Raw genomic sequence first — 20336 nt, forward strand, 5'->3', positions numbered from 1 at the left:
TTTTGCATAGTTAGCGATACACCAGCCCGCCATCGATCAGCGGCGCCTGTCCCGTCATGTAGTCGGAATCTGGTCCCGCCAGGAAAGACACCAGGCCGGCTACGTCTTCCGGCGTCTCGGCGCGTCCCAGCGCGATGCCTTCCACGTATTTTTTATACGTCGCACCCAGAGCGGCGCCCGTCACCTCGGCCATGCGCTTGTCGATCTCGACCCACATATCGGTGCCGACGACGCCAGGGCAATACGCATTGACGGTGATGCCGTCGGCTGCCAGCTCTTTTGCCGCCGCCTGCGTCAGTGCGCGCACGGCAAACTTGGTCGATGAATACACGCCCAGCAAGGCAAAGCCGTCATGGCCTGCAATCGAACAGGCATTGATGATCTTGCCCTTCTGCTTGCGTGCTTTAAACGTTTTGGCGGCTGCCTGGATACCCCACAAAGTGCCTTGTACATTGATGCGCATGATGCGGTCGACTTCGGCTGGCGTAACGTCCAGCAAGGGCGCTACCTGGGAGATACCGGCGTTATTGACGATGATGTCGAAGCCGCCCAATGCCTTCTCGGCAAACGCCACCGCTTCGGTCACCTGGTCCAGTTGCGATACGTCGGCGATAAAGGTGATGGCCTTGCGGCCCAGCGCGCGCACTTCGGCGGCGGCAAGGTCCAGCTTTTCTTGATTGAGATCAACCAGCGCGATATCGGCGCCATCCCTGGCCAGACGCAAGGCAATCGCCTTGCCTATGCCCTGCGCGGCTCCCGTGACCAGTGCGACTTTTCCGGAAATACTCATCATCGTTCCTTTCAATGTAAAAAATGCCGGGAACAGGACTGGCATCGAGGGCCGCCCTGATTCCCCCTGGTTTGACGATACACTGTCAGTTGCTGAAAAGTCACATCTACGCGCCAGTATGCAAGGTGGTTTGCCATAAAAAAGATCCAGGTCAAGAAAGCGTAAAAAAGCGGCCCGCACTGCCAGCCGAAAATATCGTCACAACGCACCACAATATTTGCGATTCTGAAACGTCTTCAATGACATGAACCCGCCCAAGACTCCTTCCCCCAGCGCAGCGCAAGAGCAGCACATCGCCGATACCGTCGAGCGCGAGCAGTTGAAACTGGGCAATTTCATCCGCCGCCGCGTGCGCGATCCCACCGATGCCGATGACATCCTGCAAGACGTGTTCCAGGAATTCATCGAGGCATGCCGGCTGCCGGCGCCGATCGAACAAGCCAGCGCCTGGCTGTTCCGGGTGGCGCGCAACCGCATCATCGACCGCTTCCGCAAGAAGAAGGAAACCTCGCTGGACGATATCGATGACGGCGACGACAACGAGGCTGACCGCCTCGACTTGCTGCTGCCCTCGGGCGATGCCGGGCCGGAAACGGCCTATACCCGGGCAATGCTGCTGCAGGCCTTGCACAGCGCCCTGGAAGCGCTGCCAGCCAATCAGCGCGACGTGTTTATCGCGCATGAGCTGGAAGGGATCAGTTTCAAGCAAATGGCGGCACACAGTGGCGTGCCCGTGAACACCTTACTGGCGCGCAAGCGCTATGCAGTCTTGTCTCTGCGCACGCAGCTACAAGATTTTTACAACGATTAACGATGGAGGAATATCATGGATTTGAAAACAAAGACGAGAACAAGAAAGCTGGCCAAGCTGGGCCTGCTATTGGCCGGTGCGGCAATCCTGGGCGGCGTGGTCATGCTGCTGTGGAACTGGGTCATGCCTGGCCTGGTTGAAGGCGTGGCGGCCATCGATTACTGGCGCGCGCTGGGCTTGCTGGTGCTGAGCCGCATCCTGTTTGGCGGCTTCCGTGGCCGTGGCCACAGGCACGACCATGGCCAGTGGCAGCGCTGGCAAAAAATGACGCCGGAAGAGCGCGAACAGTTCCTGCAGCAGTGCGCACAGCGTGGCCGTCCGGCACAACCCAACATCTGAAACAACACATGACTTCCACCGTCCAGGAAACACCAGGGAAATTCTCCCCTTACCAGAAAATCGTCGTCACGATACTGGCCTTCTTGCAGTTTGCCGTCATCGTCGACTTCATGCTGATGTCGCCGCTGGGGGCGATGATCATTCCCGAACTGGAGATCGATACCGCGCAGTTCGGCCTGGTAGTGTCGGCCTACGCCTTCAGCGCCGGTATCGCGGGCTTGCTGACGGCCGGCCTGGCCGACCGCTACGACCGCAAGAAACTGCTGCTGTTTTTCTATACCGGTTTCCTGCTCGGCACCTTGTGGTGCGGCCTGGCCAGCAGCTATGAAATGCTGCTGCTGGCGCGTATCGTCACCGGCCTGTTTGGCGGCGTGATCGGCTCCATCGTGCTGGCCATCGCAACCGATCTGTTTCCACCCCACATGCGGGGCCGTGTGATGGGCCTGATCCAGACGGCGTTTGCCGCCAGCCAGGTGCTGGGCATCCCTATCGGCCTGTATCTGGCCAACCGCTGGGACTGGCATATGCCCTTTTTGGCCATGGCCGGCTTCGGTCTGGTCGGCGGCTTGCTGATGCTGCGAAAAATGCAGCCAGTCAACGCCCACCTGGCGCTGCCGCAAGAACACAGCCCGTGGATGCACCTGTACCACACCGTCACCGAACGGCGCTACCTGCTGGCGTTTGCCATCACGGCCGTGCTGACCACGGGCGGCTTCATGCTGATGCCATTCAGCAGCGCCTACATCGTCAACAACCTCGGCATCGACATGCACCAGTTGCCCACCGTCTACCTGGTCACGGGCGTGTGCACCATCTTCTTCGGCCCCCTGATCGGCAAGGCGGCCGATGCCTACGGCAAGTTCCGCGTCTTCACCTTTGGCACCGTGGTATCGATCGTGATGGTGCTGGTCTACACCCGCCTCGATGCCATCAGCCTGCCGGCATTGATCATCATCAACGCACTGATGTTCGTTGGCATCTTTTCACGCATGATTCCCTACCAGGCGCTGGTGTCATCCGTGCCAGCGGCCAACCAGCGCGGCTCCTTCAACGCCATCAGCGCATCGATCCAGCAACTGGCCGGCGGCGTCGCCTCCGTCATCGCCGGCCACATCGTCACCTTCGGCGCCGATGGCAAGCTGCAGCATTTCGACCTGATCGGCGACGTGATGGTCGGCACGGCACTATTGGCCCTGGCCTTGCTGTGGGTATTGCAGCGCAATACGGCCCGCGTGCCGGTGACCAAATAGGCAGATGACGGCCTTGCCTTACGGCGGACCATAAAACTGGAAGCCCTGCGCCACCAGCAATTGGATGGGAAAACCGGTCGGCGTCTTGAATTGCCTGACGCCGATAATCTTGTAGGCACCAGCCTGGAACGCTTCCCCTTCCGCCCAGGTGGTGTCCTTCAGGGCAAACTGCAGCAGCTGGCGCGGGCTGTAGCGATAGCTGAAAATCGTGTACTCGCCCACGCGCCGCGTGGCGATAAAATTTTCATCGCGCGCATCGGCGATCAGCAAACGCCCCGGATAACGTTCGATCCCTGCCTGCTCGTCCTGGATATTAACGATGGCCTCGGCAAAGCTGCACTCCGCATCGATAATCTTGCGGTCGCGCGACTTGGCGATCTGCATGACCTCCTCATAACTCTTGTTATGGACGATAGACTGTGCAGGAGAATCGCAATAATTGGCGGCACTGGCGGCGGCCGGGAAAGCGAGCAGGAGGACAAGCGCTGCGGGAATGAATTTCATGGCGGGAGCGAATAAGACAAAGATGATCCCATCATTTTACCGTCAGCATGTTGACAGTCATATCAGAAACACCTGTTGCACACCACATCGCGGCCAAAGGCATCACCATGTCTTTCATGCAATACTAGAGTTTTGCACTACCCGACACCCCTACCATTCATCGCCAGTCAAGGGAGCACGACATGCCACCGACACCTATTCGCGCCAGCCTGCTAGTGGCGGCGCTCTTGCTGACCAGCCCCGCCTGGAGCGCAGATCCTGTCCACAAGGAAAAAGTGGAATTGGCAGGCGCGGCCACGCATAGCGTAAAAGGCAAGATCAAGGGTTATGGTACGGCTGAATACACGCTCACGGGCAAGGCCGGCCAAACCCTCAGCGTCCAGCTCAAGACCAATCAGCCATCCAATTATTTCAACCTGCGCCAGGCTGGCCAGGACGAAGCGCTGTTTATCGGCTCATCCGGCGGCAACAGCTATCAGGCAAAACTGCCGGCCGATGGCGAGTACACGGTGCAGGTGTATCTGATGCGCAATGCGGCGCGCAGGAATGCGGTGGCGAGCTATAGCCTGGAGATGCATTTACGCGATTAATAATAAAAATTCCTGCAAATCAATGACTTGCAGGAATTTTTAAACTACCAACATGACTGGGTATCAGAACGCTTATATCCACCAAAATTGGTTGATAGCATGCGATGTGTGACAGGAAGAAACGAACGCCGGCCTCACGTCCATGCACACCTGCGCCGCCGGGTAACGTCCATACACATCAGCCTTGGCTATGGACGCACATTGCAGTTCGCTATCCCATGGCAACTAACTCGTTGGGTAGCGCATTTCCAGCGCCACGCCGCCTAGTTTGAAAACCAGATTGGCTAAATTCCAGCCGTTATATTTGTTAGAAGTGCTTGGAAAGTAAGTTTCGTTGTCGAGTTTCAGGTGATAGTCGCCTGGAATCAGCTTGAAGTCCATGAAGAATAAGCCCGAGCGCGCAACGTCGACGAAGTTATTGAAGGAATGCTGGACCTCCTGTATATCGACAGCATGATCAAAATCAATGCCCGAATTGTAAATTGCCCTTTCTGTGCCGTCTGGAAACAATACCAGCAACCTGTGATAGACCGAGTAGTGATGCCTGCCCGCCCCAAGATGCATATCCGCCCGGGGGCCGACTTGCAATCTGGTAAGGACTTGCGCATGCATCCTGATATCGATTTCCTTGCCTGTGTAGCTGAACAGATGCTGCATTACCAGACTGTGCTCCCGCGAGTCTGCCTTGTAGGCATTCTGGACCTGAAAATACGTCTCGGTCACTTCGCCCTCGCCATTGGTCAACGGGTGTCTGCCGGGCGTGTGCTTTTCGTTAAAATACGTGACATGCGGATTCCCTGTAGGGAATGGCGTGTACTTTCGACTTTGCGGGACGCTGGCAGGAACACCGCGAAACAACGGACTGCCGTCAAGGATGCCAACAGCTAGCACCGGCTCGTCAGAACCAAACACCGGGTACAGCGCTGGCGTGGCGCCACGGAACTTGCCATCGATCGATACGTCAACTACCGGCAAAGTATTCGGGAAGTGCCATTTGTAGCGCGCGACCGTCACCTGCGTCGTCGCTACATCTCTCAGCACGGCCCTGCCATCGGCGGCGATCAAATCCAGGCAACCGAACGGCGCCTGACGCTGCTGCCCGGCTTGGGCTTGTGCATAGCCACTCACGTCCATGGGCGGGACTTTACCATCGCGCAAATCAGAAGGACGGAACAAGGAACGGGCATAAATGCCCTGGATCGCCGCTTGTGGAGACACCGCCAACGGCTCTGTCGACTTTCTGCCCACCAGATTCAATGCGGCGCACAGCAAATCGGTACGCAGCAGTATCTCGTCCACATGCACGGGAAACTCGCGTGCGCTCATGCTCATGTGCCTCATGCCGGCGCGCATGATGGGATCGAGCGACAGGAAAATCAAATCCTCAACGGCTGCGGTATAAGCCTCGGTCTGCTCGCGCATCAACAAGCCAAAGTTTTGCTGCAGATATTGCTCGATGCGGTTGGCAGCGAATTGGTCGGTACTGAGTGCCAGGCAATGCACGCACAGCCCCTTCAACTGGACAGAGACAGCTTGGAGGAAATATCCCTCGAGCACCAGATACGCCGATTCGCGGCTGATCTTCTTGTTGCGCACCTGCTGCACCAGCTCCTTGGCCCAATGATCGAGCAATGAATCCTGCCCAAATGCCGCTTTCACCAATACCCGACGGATGGTATCGATACAATCCGGCACATCCGCTACGTACGACGCAAACTCATGGGCCGCTTTCGTCAGATACCCCGGTGTCATGCCTGGAAAGTGCGGCATATTTTCGGTCAGTAGCCGCAAAGAGATGGCGCCAGCAGTGACATCCGCCTTCAGCAGGCTGGCGTCGGCGTCGGCGTAGCCATAGGCGACATCGATGCGCCCCATCGCAATCAGCAAGGTTTCCACCTTCAGGCTTTTTTCCATGAAATTGTGCAACTCGTCCAGTTTCAGCAAAATTTCCGAGGTCATGGACTCGACCCGGTCCAGCGAGCGCTGGACTTCAGTCAGCTTGTCACTGATGGCATCCAGCTTGCCAACCAGGTCCGGGCCACCCGCGCCGACCGCTCCCAGGAATTCCTGAAACAGCATGCCAGCGGCGGCCCCGACAATCCCGCTGGCGGCATTCTTGCCGACCCACTTGGTCACATTTCCCGCCGCTGCCCAAGACAAGGAGCTCAGTTGCAAACTCGGTGCGCCTAGCATCGCTGCCGCAGTATCAGGATCCCGCTGTATATTGTTGTGCATATCCTCATCCTTGTCATATTGATCAGAACGACAACTGTATCTGAAGAATCGCGTTGCTAGAAAGTATTTGTGCTGCGTGCACAAACAGGAACCCGCTCTGTTGATTTGCAGCGAAATCTGACCCATTTCACCGCATAATTTGCAAACCGAACTCACACACGTTTAAGACACAATCCTACTCACGACATTGAGTGGGGAATTGGAGTGATCGACGTGGCGCACTACTAGACATTATTCGACGCTGGCACATTCGTGACCAGGTCCCATTGAGAGAGATCGCCAGGCGTTTGGGCATCTCCAGAAACACAGTCCGACGCTATCTGCGATCGGAAACCATCGAGCCAGCCTACTCTGAGCGGCGCTCTACTCGCGCCATCGACAAATACGCGTTCCAGCTTTCTGCGCTACTCAAGACTGAAGCAGCGCGGACACGCAAGCAACGGCGCACGCTAAAACAGATTCATGAGGACCTAAAGGACTGGGGTTCGAGGGGTCTTACGATAGGGTCGCGGCGTTCGCGAGGGTATGGAGGGCGGGTCAATCTGACCGGGTCAATCCTGCCAGCAAACGAACAATATCCCCCCAAAAACAAGTTGAGCGTATTCCCACCGACGCGATTGACGTTGGAAATCCCTGCCCCCGGATGGAGATTGACATTAACCGTCGTGGCATTCGGATCATCGAAATCTGCGTTCAATTTAAAGCCACCAACATTACCAGACCAGCTCTTCTCAGCGCTTTTTGTCAGACCTTGGGTTAATTTGCTGTCCACCGGATTACCTTTTTCGTCCTTGTAGGTAAGATTTATCATTAAATCGACCTTTCTCCGCTGCCCCTTTACTTCGGGTTCGATAAATGCTTTTCCGGTAGATGGAGGCGGTGTGTTTGCCGAAACAGAAGCACCATTAGCAGTTTCTTGACGCATTGCGGCAGCACCTGCGGCTGTCACTGATCCATTAGGTGTTATCAGACCTTGCTTTCGTGCTTCATTATATGCTGGTGTGCCGAACGGATCGCCCGGAATAACCTCCAACTTCCCTCCTGGCGAGCCCCCAGGAATGTAGGTACCCGTTGCTGGCGTTTCATAAAACCCAGTCGGATCAGTCAGATTGGTAGGATTGTTTGATACGTAAGCATAACGATTGCCTCGCTGATCGCATCGTATCGCGCCAGCCCATCCCGGATGACGGTTCTGGCCAGCGCCGCGACCGTCTGTCCACGCCGCTTCGACTCCTCCTTCAGATGCTCGATGATGTGCTGTTCCAGCCTAACCGTGATCTGATCGAGTATCACTTTCCGCCCCAATTGGAAGTTGTTGATATGGCAAATACTATCGCAGCGCGTCAGCTCCCGAATGTCACTGGCAGAATGTCATTAAATACCGCGCCAGATGCTTGATTTCATACGAGGGGTGGCCATGCACAGGTATCTAAATGGGACACACGAAGGAAAGTGAATGTCGCCGCAAACATAGTGTTGGCGCGGGTTTGCAGTTGCTTTTGAGGCTCGACGAAGTCGTGCGTCATGTGTGTAGATTTAAAACGGGGTGCGGGGTCTCCCGCGACCTTTCGTGAGGGGGCAGAATCGCTTGCTTTGTCCAATAATAGAAGCGTAGAATTGACGTAGAATCCACGTATTATCCACACACCAAAAGTGAGGCACTTTTATGGCAAACGAACAGCAACCCGTTCGACTCAGCCTGTCGGTGTCGCCCGAACTGAACGCACTTCTGGAGCAATTGGCCGTCGCTGGCAGTTGCACCAAAAGCGAGGTTTTGCGCAAAGCCATCGCGCTCTACGATGTCGCCTTTGAAGCGAAATTGCAGAAAAACCGCCTCGGCATCCTGGACCAGAACAAGCAGCTTTTGACGGAAATCGTCGGCCTCTGATTTTCGCACTTTCCATAAAAAAACCACCCGCGCCGGAAAGTCCTAGCGGGGTGGTTTGCAGCGAAGAGATAATTCGCTCACGACCGAAAGCTAAGAGCCACGCTGCTGGCGTGGCAGTTGCAGCATCGGGAATGTGGCCGGGTATGGAGGCGCGCTAGCCTCCATGTAGACCGCAGCGGTTGCACACCGTTAGCCTCGTGCGCGGCCCTGTCGTCAAGACCATGCCGGCAGTATCCGCGCCATGCAAAACCGCTTTTCACTAGAGAATTCCTGACGCCTCGCGCGCTGCACCTACTACTGAAGCTGCGCCCGAATGCCGGAACAGACCCCGTCGCCTAATCTTTCTGGAAGCAATTTATTCCTTCAGCATCGAGGCAAATTCTTGAATCACCTTCGATAGTTGCTGCCCAAATACTATGCCCAGGCTCCGGTTGAGTACCTCGCCATTTCACGCCGTGCAATGACAGAGTTGGAGCTGGTGACTCATTCAGCTCCCATCGCCCTTCAATCAACTCTTTATTAGAAGCTGACTCAAGAACCTCTAGCCTATAAACTCCATCCGACTTTACATTTAAGGCAATAACACCTGAGGAGGTATGGAGTTTATAAGTCCCGATAGGGTTAATTTTCTGCGAGCATGCCGTCATAGTCGCAACACAAAAGATCAATAAAAGTAACGATTTCATTTTTTTAGATCCTCTGTCCAAGAATACGTTTGCCGCATATTACCGAAGGCCGGAAGTGTTCCACGCTCATATTGCGGCCCAATGCCATACAGGAATGATTTCAAACTAGAGTTATTAGACAAATCAAATCTAATTTGGTTGTCGCCCACAGGGGTAATTTCGATACCATAACTACCAATAAACTGCTGCGTGGGATTCAAGCCTGACCTCACAATATCATCCAACCAGAATTTACCCTGATAATTGGTAACAGCCTCCAACGGCTTCCCGTTTGCCAATGCATCTGCATTTTTCTTGTAGAAGAAGGCTCTAGCTTCGTTAACCCTTCTTGCAGACATCATGTTTTGCGCGGAAGACGTACTACCGTCGTAATGGCGATTAGCAGCCCCGCCACCCGTGATCCAATCGTAGGTCATTCGGACAGAAGCTCCCCATCCCGAATTCTGAGGTTTATCTGGGTTATGCCCAACGATTTCTACACACTGTATTCCTGGGGCACATGTGGGTTTCGGCTTATCGCCACCACCTACTGGAATTGATGGAGCAAGTCCTCCGATGTAATTCCCACCAGCCCCACTGTTTGCCGAATCAGCGTAGCCCACTGCATCCTATCGTACCGCAGCGGCTCAACCCCAGCATCCATGCGGGTTCCCGCGCCATGCGTGGGGTGCGTTATCCAGTTAAAAGAGCGAGACCCCCTAATGCGGGTTTTTGGTATCTCAGCGAGCAGAAATCTAGCCCAGTAGGCTTAAATTCGTATCCGTTTGTCGGCACCGATCCTGTCGCCTTCTATGCTGGCGACAGGTCGTCATCCTTCAACGTCAATAGCGCCAATGTAAAGCCTTCTGAATCGCAGAACTCGACTTCATAGGCAACAGGGTCAGCTTCATGCACGATTAAAACCGCACCGATAGCACCTTTTTTTAACCCATCTTCATCTCGATCTTCGCGCAACTTCACAACATCGTATTCGTTGTACATGATTAATTTCACCTCGGAGTAGGAATCGCGGTAACAAGACGTGTGATCCCATCATTATTTCGAATCCAACCGAACGTCACATCAATTACTCGACCGTTTGTTCCCGAGATAGGAATTACTTGGTTAAATTTCGTCCCATACTGCGTTACCCCGGTTTCAATGGCACTACGGGGGTCAAAGACAATTTGTTTTGACAGTCCATCCATATTGGACTTGTTGAACCCTAGCGCTTGCTCAAACCACTTCGCCTTCGCGCCCCCTACCGGATGTTCAGCGTTCAACAGGTAACCAGAAAGCTTGCTATCAACGCTAAGCTGAGTTGCACTCAACGCAGCCCTCGCCTCCGCCTCTTTGATAACAGCACCTTGCAGCGCTCTTGCCGCCGGGGTTGCGGCTAACAAAGCAACGTCTTTCAAAGAGTTACCAATGGGATGGTCACGTAAATACTGTGCTACATCCCCACTTGCTTGAGCGGCCTTGAAACCATTTCCCCACTCTGCCATTTCAGCATCGGTCGAGAAAGTGCCGCCCAATACTCCATTCTTTATCATCTGGCCGGCATTGCTCAATTTCTCACTGAGCCAGCCACCAACACCGCCACTGTTTGCCGACGCCTTTTCAAGGTTCTCCTGTCTGCCGGAGGCAGTTCCATTTCCACTAGCACTCTGCGATGTTGCTTTAGTTGCTGCGTAACTTCTCGCAATTTCAGAAATTAGGTTAGGGAGCGCACCGGCATTACCAAACATGGCGGCCTCCCCCGTAGCTCAGCATGGAACCCATCGGAGTCCAGTCGCCGCCTCCCATAAGGGTCATACTCGCAAACCCAGTCGGGTCTGTCAGGTTAGTCGGGTTGTTCACTACATAAGCGTAACGGTTATAGCTTTGTCCGTTCTGAGGTTCCTGAATCAACGGATCACCCGACATGAACTTGCCGATCAAGGGATCGTACACCCTTCCATTCATGTGCACCAGATCCAGCTGGTCCAGCATTTCATGGCCGGTGAAACCGCGGTTGTCGATTTTACCGTCGATGCTGTCGTCAGTATTGTCGTTGTCGGCCACACTGCGGCGCTTGCCCCAGGCGTCGTACTCCAGCCTGCCATCCGTGCGAATCGCGCCGTCTTCCCCGGTCATGGCAATCGGACTGCCCAGGCGGTCGACATACATCCAGTGCAGCTGCGTCGTGCCGCCCTGGTCGATCTCCACGCCGATCCCATTCGGCCAGTAGGTCTTCACCTTCAGGCCGCCATTGACGCCGGACTCCACCTCCTGTGCGCCCGCATAGACCACACGCTCATCGGCGCCTCCCGCCTGGCTATTGCGGCGCAACTGCCCAACGCGCTGGTGTTCTGGACCGTAGTTAAAGGCTGCTGTGATCGTGCCTTTTGTGATCGCCAGCGGCATGTCAAAGCTGGTCCAGGTGGTCGTGCGGCCGCCGCCATTCAACAAGTTGCCATTGGCATCGTAGCTATACACGCCAGGGACACCCGAAATGGTTTGCACCGCATGCGGCTGCACCGCCGTTTCGCCCTGCGCCCTGTACGCGTAGGTGCCCACCCCAGTCTTGCTGGTGATATTGCCTGCGGCGTCATAGGTAAAGATACGCTGTGTTTTACCCAGCACCTGGCTGCTCGTCAGGCGATTCAGGCTATCGTAGTCGAAACTCTCCTGGAAGCCATTGCTATCCCAGTACTGGCTGCGATTCTTCACATTACCCAGCACATCATAGACATAATCTTCCTGCAGGCGCACTATGCCGCTTGCGGTCGATATGTCCCCATGCCATAGCTTGCCACTAAAGTAATTAAACTCGCGACTCTGGATCAATCCATTACCCAGCAGCGCCTTGCGCACGCGTCCGGCGGCATCCTGCTGCGTTGCCTGCCACAGCACCAGAGGGCCGCGCTCAATGCGCGACGGGTAGCCATAGCTGTTGAACGCAAAATCAAACGCTTTAATCCCATCGTTGCCACGCTGGTAAGCCTGCCTTACCAGCCGCCCCCACGCGTCGTACGTTGGCGTGGCAGAGTACAGTGCATCGTAAAGTTTCTGTGTCGTCAGCGCCGGACGGCCCAGGCTGTCATAGGTATGCGTACGGATATAGTCGGGCGTGGCAGGCTGGCCGGTATATGCCCGCGCCAGCTGCCCCACGCCTTTCGCCGCCGTATCGTAGATCCAATGGCTTTCCAGGTCGCTTTCATAGCGCGCGGTCATGCGTCCCAGCAAGTCGTAGGACATCCAGGTGCGCCAACCTCTGGCGCGTTGCTCCGGGCTAATCTGCCGGTAGACCTGCCCCACCGGATTGAGCGCATATTCGATAAAGCCCAGATCGGGATCACGCAAGCCTGTCTTGCGGCCCCAGGTGTCATAGTCTACCGTGATCTTGTTCCCGTTCGGGTCCAGCGTAGTTTGCAGACTACCGAATGGCTCATAACTAAAGCTGGTCGTACCGCGTGGCGAGCCGGAGTCGATTATCTGACGCAACTGGCCCAGCACGTCATGGATTTCTGTGCGTACCTGTCCAGCGGGGTTTTGCTGCTCGATCTGCAGTCCGCGGTAAGTCGTGCTGGTCGTCCGCACGGTAAGCTTGGCGCATGCTCAATTCAGCCGACCTGCCCAACGACATCGATGCCCTGAAGGCGTTGCTGCTGGCGGCCGAGCAGCGTATCACCGAGAGCGAAGGCCAGGTGGCAGACTTGCGCGCCCAGCTGACCACGACCGAAGTCGAGATTGAGCACTTGAAGCTGATGATCGCCAAGCTGCGGCGCATGCAGTTCGGTCGCAAATCCGAGAAGCTGGACCACCAGATCGAACAGCTGGAATTACAACTGGAAGACCTGCAGGCGACCGAGGGTGAGGCCGAGCGCGAGCGCCCGCCGGCAGACAAGGCGCCGCGCACCAGGTCGGCGCGCAAACCGCTGCCGGAGCACCTGGCGCGCGAAGAACGCGTGTATCGACCAGAGGCCGAAGCTTGCCCGGCCTGCGGTGGCGGGCTGCGCCAGTTGGGCGAGGACGTTGCCGAGCAACTCGAATTCGTGCCCGCCAGCTTCCGCGTGATCCGTCATGTGCGTCCGAAACTGGCGTGCAAGTGCTGCGACGCCATCGTGCAGGCGCACGCACCGAGCCGACCAATTGCGCGCGGCATTGCCGGACCGGGCCTGCTGGCACACATCCTGGTGGCCAAGTTCGCCGACCATCTGCCTGTACCGCCAATCGGTGATCTATGCCCGCGAAGGCGTCGAACTGGAACGCGCGCTGCTGGCGAACTGGGTCGGCGCGGCCAGCGCGCTGCTGCGCCCGCTGGTGGATGTGATCCGCCGTCACGTGCTGGCCGGCGCCAAGCTGCATGCCGACGATACCCCGATTCCCGTGCTGGCCCCGGGCAACGGCAAGACCAAGACGGCGCGGTTGTGGACTTACGTGCGCGACGACAGCGCGTCCGGCGACAGCACGCCGGCAGCGGTCTGGTTCGCCTACACGCCGGACCGCAAAGGCATCCATCCGCAAACTCATTTGGCCAACTTCAAGGGCGTGCTGCAGGCCGATGCGTATGCCGGTTTCAATACACTGTATGTCGACGGCACGATACAGGAAGCGGCGTGCTGGGCGCATGCGCGCCGCAAGTTCCACGATCTGCATGCAGCCAGACCATCGGCCATCACGACCGAGGCCCTGCGCCGGATCGCCGAGCTGTATGTGATCGAGTCCGAGATACGCGGCAAACCGCCGCATGAACGACAGCAGGTGCGCCAGCAACGATCACGGCCATTGCTCGACGACTTCGGCAGCTGGCTACGCGCTACGCTTGAAAAGCTGTCGCGCAAGTCGGACACGGCGTCCGCGATCCAGTACGCGCTCAATCTGTGGCCGGCGTTGCTGCGCTACTGCGACAACGGCGTCATCGAGATCGACAACTCGGCCGCTGAACGGGCGCTGCGTGGCGTTGCCATCGGCCGGCGCAACTACCTGTTCGCTGGCGCCGACAGCGGTGGCGAGCCTGCCGCCGCCGTCTACTCACTGATCGGCACGGCCAAGTTCAACGGTGTTGACCCCGAGGCCTGGCTGCGCCATGTGCTGACCCACATCGCCGATCATCCGGTCAATCGGGTCGACGACTTCCTACCCTGGAACTGCGCCGCGCAGCTCCCTTCGGCTTAAACAACACGCCGCTTCCCAGCGGTGTGATGCCATCATCTTCTAATTCATTGCCGGGTTCAAGACGGCGCTGGCTTTACGCTTACGCAACAACGGGTGGAACCGAAAAAGGAACGGTGAGGTAATGGGCAGGATATGTGAATGTAGCTACATTCACTCCTGCAATTTCGCACTACCGTGCTAAATTGAATAAGTCTAACGTTGCCTTGGGCTTGCTTTGAGATTGGTCTGGGCTTGCTCCGGACTTGCTGTAAGTGTACTTTGAGCTTGCTCTGGGCCTGCTGTGCGAGTGCTCTGGCCTTGTTCTGAGGGTGCTTAGGACGCGTTTTAGAAAATCATTGAGATGTACTTAAATTTTCTAAAAGGACGAGATTTTAGAGTGAGGGCAGGATACGCATGCTTGTGTTAAATCCAATGGAATTGAGCTGCAAGCCCCATTTTTGGCTATTTCGACTATTATTAAATTTTTTTTACGGATTTTTACTATGAGTCGCCAGCACAACCCGCCGTATCCCGGCGAAGTGATTAGAGAGTTTCTCGGTGAAATGACAATTCCCGATGCAGCTACGCGCCTAGGTGTTGACCATGTTACGCTTCAACAGGTGATCACTGGGGCAGTAAGAATTTCTCATGATATGGCGCTTCGCCTTGGCGATGTTTTTGGTACCAGTTCAGAAATTTGGAGCGAAATGCAGCTGCAATTTGACTTGTATCAGGTAGGCAAAATTAAGCATCCAAAAAATTGAACGTATATCTGCGCGCGCAGCAGCCAGTTCGCTCGCCGGCACCACCGATTTGCCAGCAGTGACCGCCGTTAGCGCGTCTTCCCGTTCGAGCTTACGCCAGTTTAACAACTGGCTTGCACCGACGCCATGCTTGCGTGCGAGTCGCGTGCCTTCAACGCCGTGTTGTAGTCTTTCCAATTGGTCGTTCGGTACTTTGGTTTTGCTGGAGCAGTCATGCCGTCAGTTTACCCCGCGTCCACGCTCGATGGCTGAACGGTACGATTTGTGCAACAAAGCCGATAACGTTGAAAATAAAAAACTAGGAACTAATATCCGCCAGAATTTTATTTAAATTTTCTTTTGAAGGTTTAATGCTAATTTTTTGATTTACAATCCAGATTGGTGTACTTTCTGCCCCAATAGAATGAGCAAAATCTTTTTCACGCTTCATTATCAAATTAACTGAATGCTCGGATGATTCTAGAATATATTCATTTAAAACACCGAGTTTTTTTGCCAATATTTTCAGATCATTAGTTTTCTGAAAATCTAATTTTTCTTTAAATTTAGCGGAAAAAATCTCGTCAATTACTAATTTTTCGTTATTTTTTGCTATAGCTAAATAAAAAATACGCACCACATCGTCCCGATCTTTAGCAAACGCAATAGGTATCGTCTCAATCGAAAATTTAGATGTTCTAGTTTTATTAATTTCTTTTAGTTCTTGCCAAGCATTATAACAATGTACACACGAGAAATTGATGATTTGCAAAACATTAATGGATTTGTCTTTATTGAACGACTCTTTCAAAATTCTATACTCACCATCCACGACTTTACCTGCGATGAGGGTGGTTCCTGGTTTTTCGTTACCACACGCCGTAATAGATAAAATTATTAGTAATGATAAAATAGCACACGGTGATTTCAAAATTTATTCCTCTCAAAAATCAAAACAGCATCATTTGACCAATTTTTTTCACTAATTGGTGGAAGGTAAGAGTAACCACCGTGCCAAACTTTTACTTCGCTTGTTTCTTCACCTTCTTTTATCACAACTGAAGAAATGGGTTGAGTGACCAAGTAGTATGTATTTATTTTTGACGATTCGCACGGTCCGCCGAGCACACTAAAAAAGCTGCGCTGGATAAAAGAGAGTTCGTCTTTTTCTAACACCCAACGTATCTGGCATTCGACACGCAGATCACCGAGCCTACGGTTCTCCACATCTACATTTGAGCTACGCACTTCTGGTCGCCAACGCACTTCTCCCTTCTTTGTGTTAACGATTAGTTCCGCTTCCTTGTGGTTAAATTCGTCAATACGCTTTACTTCAAAGATGCCATCTGAAGACACTGGAATATCTATTGACTTATCATTATCCACAAGGCGTAAAGTTGGTTTGCTAATTTTTCCATTTCGTGGAAAAATTAACCTAAATTTTAACGATGAAGATGGTGCTAGGTTTTTATACTTCTCGAACTCATCAATCGCTTTCAGTATTTTTTGATAAGATTTCAATTCTGGATCACGATAATTTTTAATCTGCACAACCTGCGATGTATCTTCGATTAAATTTTCAACGGCGGAGTTCTGGGCTCCTGCGTTGTTAAATAAAAAATGAGTTGCGCATAGAGCTAAAATTATTTTACGTTTAGTCATAATTTCATAAACCTTTTTTAATATTTTTTTGCATGAAGAAACTCCCGCCAAGCATGCCATTCGAACGGTTTGTTTCGTATCCAACATTCTAGTATGAAAAAAAATCTTTGCATTAATCTATCACTTCCTTCACTCAAATTATCGCTATGATGGAGTGCTGACTCTATATGAATTTTTATATTTAAAATACCGCTAAAATGACTAAAGGCTGGATACACAGGTACTCTATACCGAGCGCTAAAAAACTCGATTCCAGGCATTACGCCGATTTTATTTCCCAGAAAATTTACTGGAGTAAAGTTGTTGCCTAAAAAAACGTCAGGCATTATTATAAGAATTTCACCATTCTTTAAGCATCGCGCTGCGTTTAATATGCCGCGTTTATTATCAAATATTATTGAAACATCTGGCAGATACCGGCGATAAAAATCTTCAAATTGCTTGTTATCAGGGTTTAGTAAAGGATCGCGATATAATAAATTAACTTTTTTTCCATTTTTATGGAGAAAATCGACAACAAAAAATGCTCCTGTCAAGAAAGATCCAAAATGTGGAGCCGCTAATATAGCTCCGGAATCTAGGCGGGCAATCTGCTGAAGAACCGCTGCATCTAAATTTGAATGAGTTCGGTTGATTAAACGCCATCCAGCCTTTACATCAATCCTACTTAAAATCCATAGCCATAATAATTCTTTATACTTAGCGGTAAGCGCCATTTTTGCAGTTAAATTCAGATCAGTAATTCGCGGAGTAACTTGTGACATTGCCATCGAAATATCATTAATATATTTTGAATGTTTTGTTTTTAGAGGTATGCCAATAGTCATCCGGAGAAATATGGATGCGGTATAAAATGAGAGCAACAAAAAGAAATTTTTTGAAAAAATTAATAGAATTTCAATTGTAATCGCACGTAAGAAGCCATATATTATTGGCAAAAAAACAAAAACCAAGAATATCGACAATGCCATATATAAATAATTAGTATTTGGCGTAAAGAAAAATTTGGCTGTTGTTTCGGATTGAAAAATAGGTTGTAGAATTGTGGAAATTAAAGTGTACATAGAAAATGCTAGCCATATGAACACGACTAATTCTCCGATACTGTAGGCTCGAGCCAAAATAAAATTTTTAGTATTTACTGAGCCAGCATAATTTCTATTTATGTTCTGACGAATCCATAATTTTAAATCGTCAACTCCTAAGTAGTCACTTAGCAACCAGTATCCATCAAACTTAAAATATGGAAGAAGCGATGTTAATGACAGCATAAAAACTAGACGTGATGCAAGGGTAAGTGAAGGAATTTTAATTGCCGCGATACCGACTAGTGCCCCGAATATTGCTTGGAAGTACACACCGCCTACATCAACTTTGACTCTATCATTACGTGTGGAACACCAAATTTTAGAAACGTCGGTGAAAAAAAATGGTATTCCATTTTTTAGGCCGACGCCGATTGGACCAGGCTGTATTTTTGCTGAAGCGCAGGCCGTTGCATGTCCTAGCTCATGAAAAATGACACTGACCATAAGTATGATCGGTGTTAATAAAGAAATATCTGAAATTACTGGCAACGTCCAGGTTATTGCAAAAGATATTGAAATAAGAAGTATGAAAAATATGAAAAAATATTTTTTAAATGTAAAAGAAAGAAAAGGAGTTACTTTTTCAAGAAGCGCTGACGAAAAAATTTCCAGCGAATACCGAAACCTGGCATCGACTTCTTTTTTAGCTACTAATATTTCTTGTAGCTCATCGATTGCTGCCGTAATTTCTTCAGGCGTGACGGTATATCCGAGTTGCTCAGTCAATTTTTGAGATATGAAGTTTGTTGGATGTTCTGGATAAATTTTCAGAATATTTAGTAAAATTGCTGTTTCTTCAGATATGCTAAAGTGCTTGCCCTTATGTGCTAAAACGTAGCCATTTTGGTTGTTGTTAAATACGCAAACGTCATTAATCATTGAGCTTACTTTTCTCTGATAATAGAAAACGGCGCAGAAGCGCCGTATTTTCCTAGCTTAAAACAAATTACCAATTTATGATACTGCATGAGCCAGAGGGGCAGTCGGCACCGCCGTCGGTGCCAGTTTCTCTACAGCTACCATCGACCGCAAATGCACTCGAAGCAGCAATAGTGGCGACTACACCGACCACAGCTACCAGTGCGCTTTGTTCTTCGAGACGGCTACTGAGTTCAACGGCATGAATAGAAAATTTATTTTTCATTGTAGTTTTCCTTTATAAAATTGAATAAGAGTGTCGCCGTGCACGTTGACGTCATAAATATACTGTAGACAATATTTTTTGTCCATTTTTTTGCCAAAAAAAGAATTTATTTTTACAACGTTTCGTTTACTTATGAAAAAAATATTTCCATTCGCTTTTTATTTTTTTTTAGTGTATTGGGGATCGGCAAGAGCTAGCCCGAGCACTGAGGAGACTGCATGCTTACTAGAGCCCACTAACTGTGGCAACAACTCAATGGTGCAAGGTAAATACATCAACAATAGTGATATAATTAGCAATGCAATAAAGAACTCAGCACTGTCATTGGAATTTGATTTGTCCGTTTTGAAAGAAAATCCGAGTGATGTAGCTGCCCCCTCTATGCCTCCTGAATTAGCGTCGCGGTATACGTTATCGCCTCAGAGTGAGGCATTCCGCCGCTTCGAGAAAGCCGTAAAGGATGCTGAGGTTCCCGACTGCCTTCACTCCGATGGCCTTAAGAGACAGTCTACCTCCATACTATTTGTTGAAGTTCGTGGCGTTTACGCTTTACCCTTTGTGGCTCTGGCAAAGGCACGTGGCAAGTGCAAGTGAATCGCCACGAGTCTTCTACCCCCTCCGCGCCTTTGCCAAGATCGAAACGGCGCAGGCAGAAATTCAAGAAATGGGCCTACGGCATGCCGAAGTGGATTTTGTGAAGTGGCACCGAGACCAAAACACACTTAAGCGTGAAGCGAAATAGCAGTTGAACGGTCCTCTCGCCCATGCTGCATTTCGCCGCAATAGTGGATATGTATTGGTCGAAGGCATCTTCAGTGGTAAGCGTAAAGCCAGCGCCGTCTGTACGGCCCATGTCGATGCCGGCATGATTTGAGGTTGAGACACAAATCGATTGTGTCCACAAACTCGATTATGGACACAATAATTCAACCAGTCGCAAGGCCCTCAAAACGTGGCAGCTACTATCGACAACGCAAAATTCTCCAAGGCGATCGAACACTTCGAATTGTTCCGCCGGCCCTCCGAATCTATTTGTGGACGGATTGGTGGAGCAATTACGGCGCGAGCGCCAGCGTCTCCGCGATGATGGAGGGCATGCCAGAAAGCCTCTACGCGTGGTTCATGCGTTCGTTCATATACGCACAGGGATCCGAATCGGCGCGCGATGTTGTGAAATCCGTCCTTCATCCGAGCAGCGGCCTTTTCAGCAATCGGGAATTTCTGATTTCGGAGAATGGCTCCGCGTTCGTCAATGTGTTGGCTGAGGCTGACCCAGCAGCGACATTGGCGCTGCTTCGCGCGACCATACTTTCTTGGACGGACGACGAATTGACCGAGCTGAAGAAGTCTCGGCAGAGTTTTGCATGGGCGCTGGAAAAAATCGCTGTATGGAAAGTGTAGTGGTCAACCCATCCCGGACACTACGTTAAGTTTTTCTTCGGTGACGGCCGGTGCCAATCCGTGATTGAACTGATGTGGCCGTATCCA

The 20336-nt window shown here is 51.9% G+C and carries 23 protein-coding genes and 3 pseudogenes; 11 read left to right on the forward strand and 15 right to left on the reverse strand.

Annotated features, from left to right (window positions below):
- Positions 1-10: 10 nt before the first annotated feature.
- On the reverse strand, positions 11-793 hold the full coding sequence (locus HDE75_RS26110; protein WP_260174455.1) for an acetoin reductase: 783 nt from the start codon (positions 791-793) through the stop codon (positions 11-13).
- A gap of 241 nt (positions 794-1034) precedes the next feature.
- Here HDE75_RS26110 and HDE75_RS26115 point away from each other — a divergent pair, with 241 nt between their 5' ends.
- From HDE75_RS26115 to HDE75_RS26125, 3 genes are read left to right on the forward strand one after another with little or no spacing between them, the layout of a single operon-like run.
- Positions 1035-1601, forward strand: a complete 567-nt coding sequence (locus HDE75_RS26115) for an RNA polymerase sigma factor (RefSeq protein ID WP_183682901.1) — start codon at positions 1035-1037, stop codon at positions 1599-1601.
- Positions 1602-1616: 15 nt separating this feature from the next.
- The gene (locus HDE75_RS26120) at positions 1617-1940 is read left to right on the forward strand and encodes a hypothetical protein (RefSeq protein ID WP_260174456.1); all 324 of its coding nucleotides are present in this window, start codon (positions 1617-1619) and stop codon (positions 1938-1940) included.
- Positions 1941-1948: 8 nt separating this feature from the next.
- Complete coding sequence (locus HDE75_RS26125) at positions 1949-3190, forward strand: MFS transporter (protein ID WP_183682904.1); 1242 nt, start codon at positions 1949-1951, stop codon at positions 3188-3190.
- Between the two features lie 18 nt (positions 3191-3208).
- Here HDE75_RS26125 and HDE75_RS26130 read toward each other — a convergent pair whose 3' ends face one another.
- Positions 3209-3694: a hypothetical protein gene (locus HDE75_RS26130; protein ID WP_183682908.1), complete on the reverse strand. Its 486-nt coding sequence runs from the start codon at positions 3692-3694 to the stop codon at positions 3209-3211.
- Between the two features lie 182 nt (positions 3695-3876).
- Between HDE75_RS26130 and HDE75_RS26135 the strand changes: the two genes are divergently transcribed.
- Positions 3877-4284, forward strand: a complete 408-nt coding sequence (locus HDE75_RS26135; protein WP_183682911.1) for a hypothetical protein — start codon at positions 3877-3879, stop codon at positions 4282-4284.
- A 225-nt stretch (positions 4285-4509) separates the two neighbouring features.
- Here the strand turns inward: HDE75_RS26135 and HDE75_RS26140 are convergent, their stop codons facing one another.
- Positions 4510-6519, reverse strand: coding sequence for a hypothetical protein (locus tag HDE75_RS26140; protein ID WP_183682914.1), 2010 nt, complete (start codon positions 6517-6519; stop codon positions 4510-4512).
- Positions 6520-6710: 191 nt separating this feature from the next.
- On the opposite strand from HDE75_RS26140, the pseudogene HDE75_RS27055 reads away from it, so the two are divergent.
- Positions 6711-6815, forward strand: a pseudogene (locus HDE75_RS27055) (hypothetical protein); the annotation flags it as partial.
- A 164-nt stretch (positions 6816-6979) separates the two neighbouring features.
- Here the strand turns inward: HDE75_RS27055 and HDE75_RS27060 are convergent.
- Entirely contained in the window at positions 6980-7552 is a 573-nt protein-coding gene (locus HDE75_RS27060) for a hypothetical protein (RefSeq protein ID WP_409254940.1), read from the reverse strand.
- Positions 7553-7641: 89 nt separating this feature from the next.
- On the opposite strand from HDE75_RS27060, the gene HDE75_RS26150 reads away from it, so the two are divergent.
- Both HDE75_RS26150 and HDE75_RS26155 read left to right on the forward strand, forming a co-directional pair.
- Positions 7642-7917, forward strand: a complete 276-nt coding sequence (locus HDE75_RS26150; RefSeq protein WP_183682916.1) for a hypothetical protein — start codon at positions 7642-7644, stop codon at positions 7915-7917.
- Between the two features lie 268 nt (positions 7918-8185).
- Positions 8186-8407, forward strand: coding sequence for a DNA-binding protein (locus HDE75_RS26155; protein WP_183682919.1), 222 nt, complete (start codon positions 8186-8188; stop codon positions 8405-8407).
- Positions 8408-8742: 335 nt separating this feature from the next.
- Here HDE75_RS26155 and HDE75_RS26160 read toward each other — a convergent pair whose 3' ends face one another.
- From HDE75_RS26160 to HDE75_RS27000, 6 genes are all read right to left on the reverse strand, one after another.
- Entirely contained in the window at positions 8743-9093 is a 351-nt protein-coding gene (locus HDE75_RS26160; RefSeq protein ID WP_183682921.1) for a hypothetical protein, read from the reverse strand.
- Entirely contained in the window at positions 9090-9509 is a 420-nt protein-coding gene (locus HDE75_RS26165) for a hypothetical protein (RefSeq protein WP_183682924.1), read from the reverse strand. Before HDE75_RS26165 ends, HDE75_RS26160 begins: the two co-directional genes overlap by 4 nt.
- A 373-nt stretch (positions 9510-9882) precedes the next feature.
- Positions 9883-10074, reverse strand: coding sequence for a DUF4926 domain-containing protein (locus tag HDE75_RS26170; RefSeq protein WP_183682927.1), 192 nt, complete (start codon positions 10072-10074; stop codon positions 9883-9885).
- A gap of 8 nt (positions 10075-10082) precedes the next feature.
- Positions 10083-10820: a DUF6883 domain-containing protein gene (locus HDE75_RS26175; protein ID WP_183682930.1), complete on the reverse strand. Its 738-nt coding sequence runs from the start codon at positions 10818-10820 to the stop codon at positions 10083-10085.
- Positions 10810-12654: an RHS repeat domain-containing protein gene (locus tag HDE75_RS26180; RefSeq protein ID WP_183682933.1), complete on the reverse strand. Its 1845-nt coding sequence runs from the start codon at positions 12652-12654 to the stop codon at positions 10810-10812. Before HDE75_RS26180 ends, HDE75_RS26175 begins: the two co-directional genes overlap by 11 nt.
- A 23-nt stretch (positions 12655-12677) precedes the next feature.
- Positions 12678-12878, reverse strand: a complete 201-nt coding sequence (locus tag HDE75_RS27000) for a hypothetical protein (protein WP_311735168.1) — start codon at positions 12876-12878, stop codon at positions 12678-12680.
- On the opposite strand from HDE75_RS27000, the pseudogene tnpC reads away from it, so the two are divergent.
- Positions 12783-14232: pseudogene (gene tnpC, locus HDE75_RS26185) on the forward strand (IS66 family transposase). The gene HDE75_RS27000 and the pseudogene tnpC sit on opposite strands and share 96 nt — an antisense overlap.
- 482 nt (positions 14233-14714) lie before the next feature.
- Complete coding sequence (locus HDE75_RS26190; RefSeq protein WP_183682936.1) at positions 14715-14975, forward strand: HigA family addiction module antitoxin; 261 nt, start codon at positions 14715-14717, stop codon at positions 14973-14975.
- Here the strand turns inward: HDE75_RS26190 and HDE75_RS26900 are convergent.
- The 5 genes and pseudogenes from HDE75_RS26900 to HDE75_RS26215 form a co-directional block, all read right to left on the reverse strand.
- A pseudogene (locus tag HDE75_RS26900) lies at positions 14970-15113 on the reverse strand (IS3 family transposase); the annotation flags it as partial. The gene HDE75_RS26190 and the pseudogene HDE75_RS26900 overlap by 6 nt on opposite strands.
- A 160-nt stretch (positions 15114-15273) precedes the next feature.
- Complete coding sequence (locus HDE75_RS26200) at positions 15274-15885, reverse strand: thioredoxin domain-containing protein (protein WP_183682942.1); 612 nt, start codon at positions 15883-15885, stop codon at positions 15274-15276.
- Entirely contained in the window at positions 15882-16616 is a 735-nt protein-coding gene (locus HDE75_RS26205; protein WP_183682945.1) for a hypothetical protein, read from the reverse strand. Before HDE75_RS26205 ends, HDE75_RS26200 begins: the two co-directional genes overlap by 4 nt.
- 17 nt (positions 16617-16633) lie before the next feature.
- Positions 16634-18583 carry a lysophospholipid acyltransferase family protein gene (locus HDE75_RS26210; RefSeq protein WP_183682948.1) on the reverse strand — a complete coding sequence of 650 codons (1950 nt, stop codon included), beginning with the start codon at positions 18581-18583 and terminating at the stop codon, positions 16634-16636.
- Between the two features lie 67 nt (positions 18584-18650).
- A complete protein-coding gene (locus tag HDE75_RS26215) occupies positions 18651-18848 on the reverse strand; it encodes a hypothetical protein (protein ID WP_183682951.1) in 198 nt (65 codons plus the stop codon).
- A 78-nt stretch (positions 18849-18926) separates the two neighbouring features.
- Here HDE75_RS26215 and HDE75_RS26220 point away from each other — a divergent pair, with 78 nt between their 5' ends.
- Positions 18927-19442, forward strand: coding sequence for a hypothetical protein (locus HDE75_RS26220; protein WP_183682954.1), 516 nt, complete (start codon positions 18927-18929; stop codon positions 19440-19442).
- Positions 19443-19943: 501 nt separating this feature from the next.
- A complete protein-coding gene (locus HDE75_RS26225; RefSeq protein WP_183682957.1) occupies positions 19944-20249 on the forward strand; it encodes a hypothetical protein in 306 nt (101 codons plus the stop codon).
- Positions 20250-20336: the final 87 nt, after the last annotated feature.

Origin of the sequence: Janthinobacterium silvisoli (genome assembly GCF_014200725.1) — a bacterium.
Classification (GTDB): domain Bacteria; phylum Pseudomonadota; class Gammaproteobacteria; order Burkholderiales; family Burkholderiaceae_D; genus Janthinobacterium.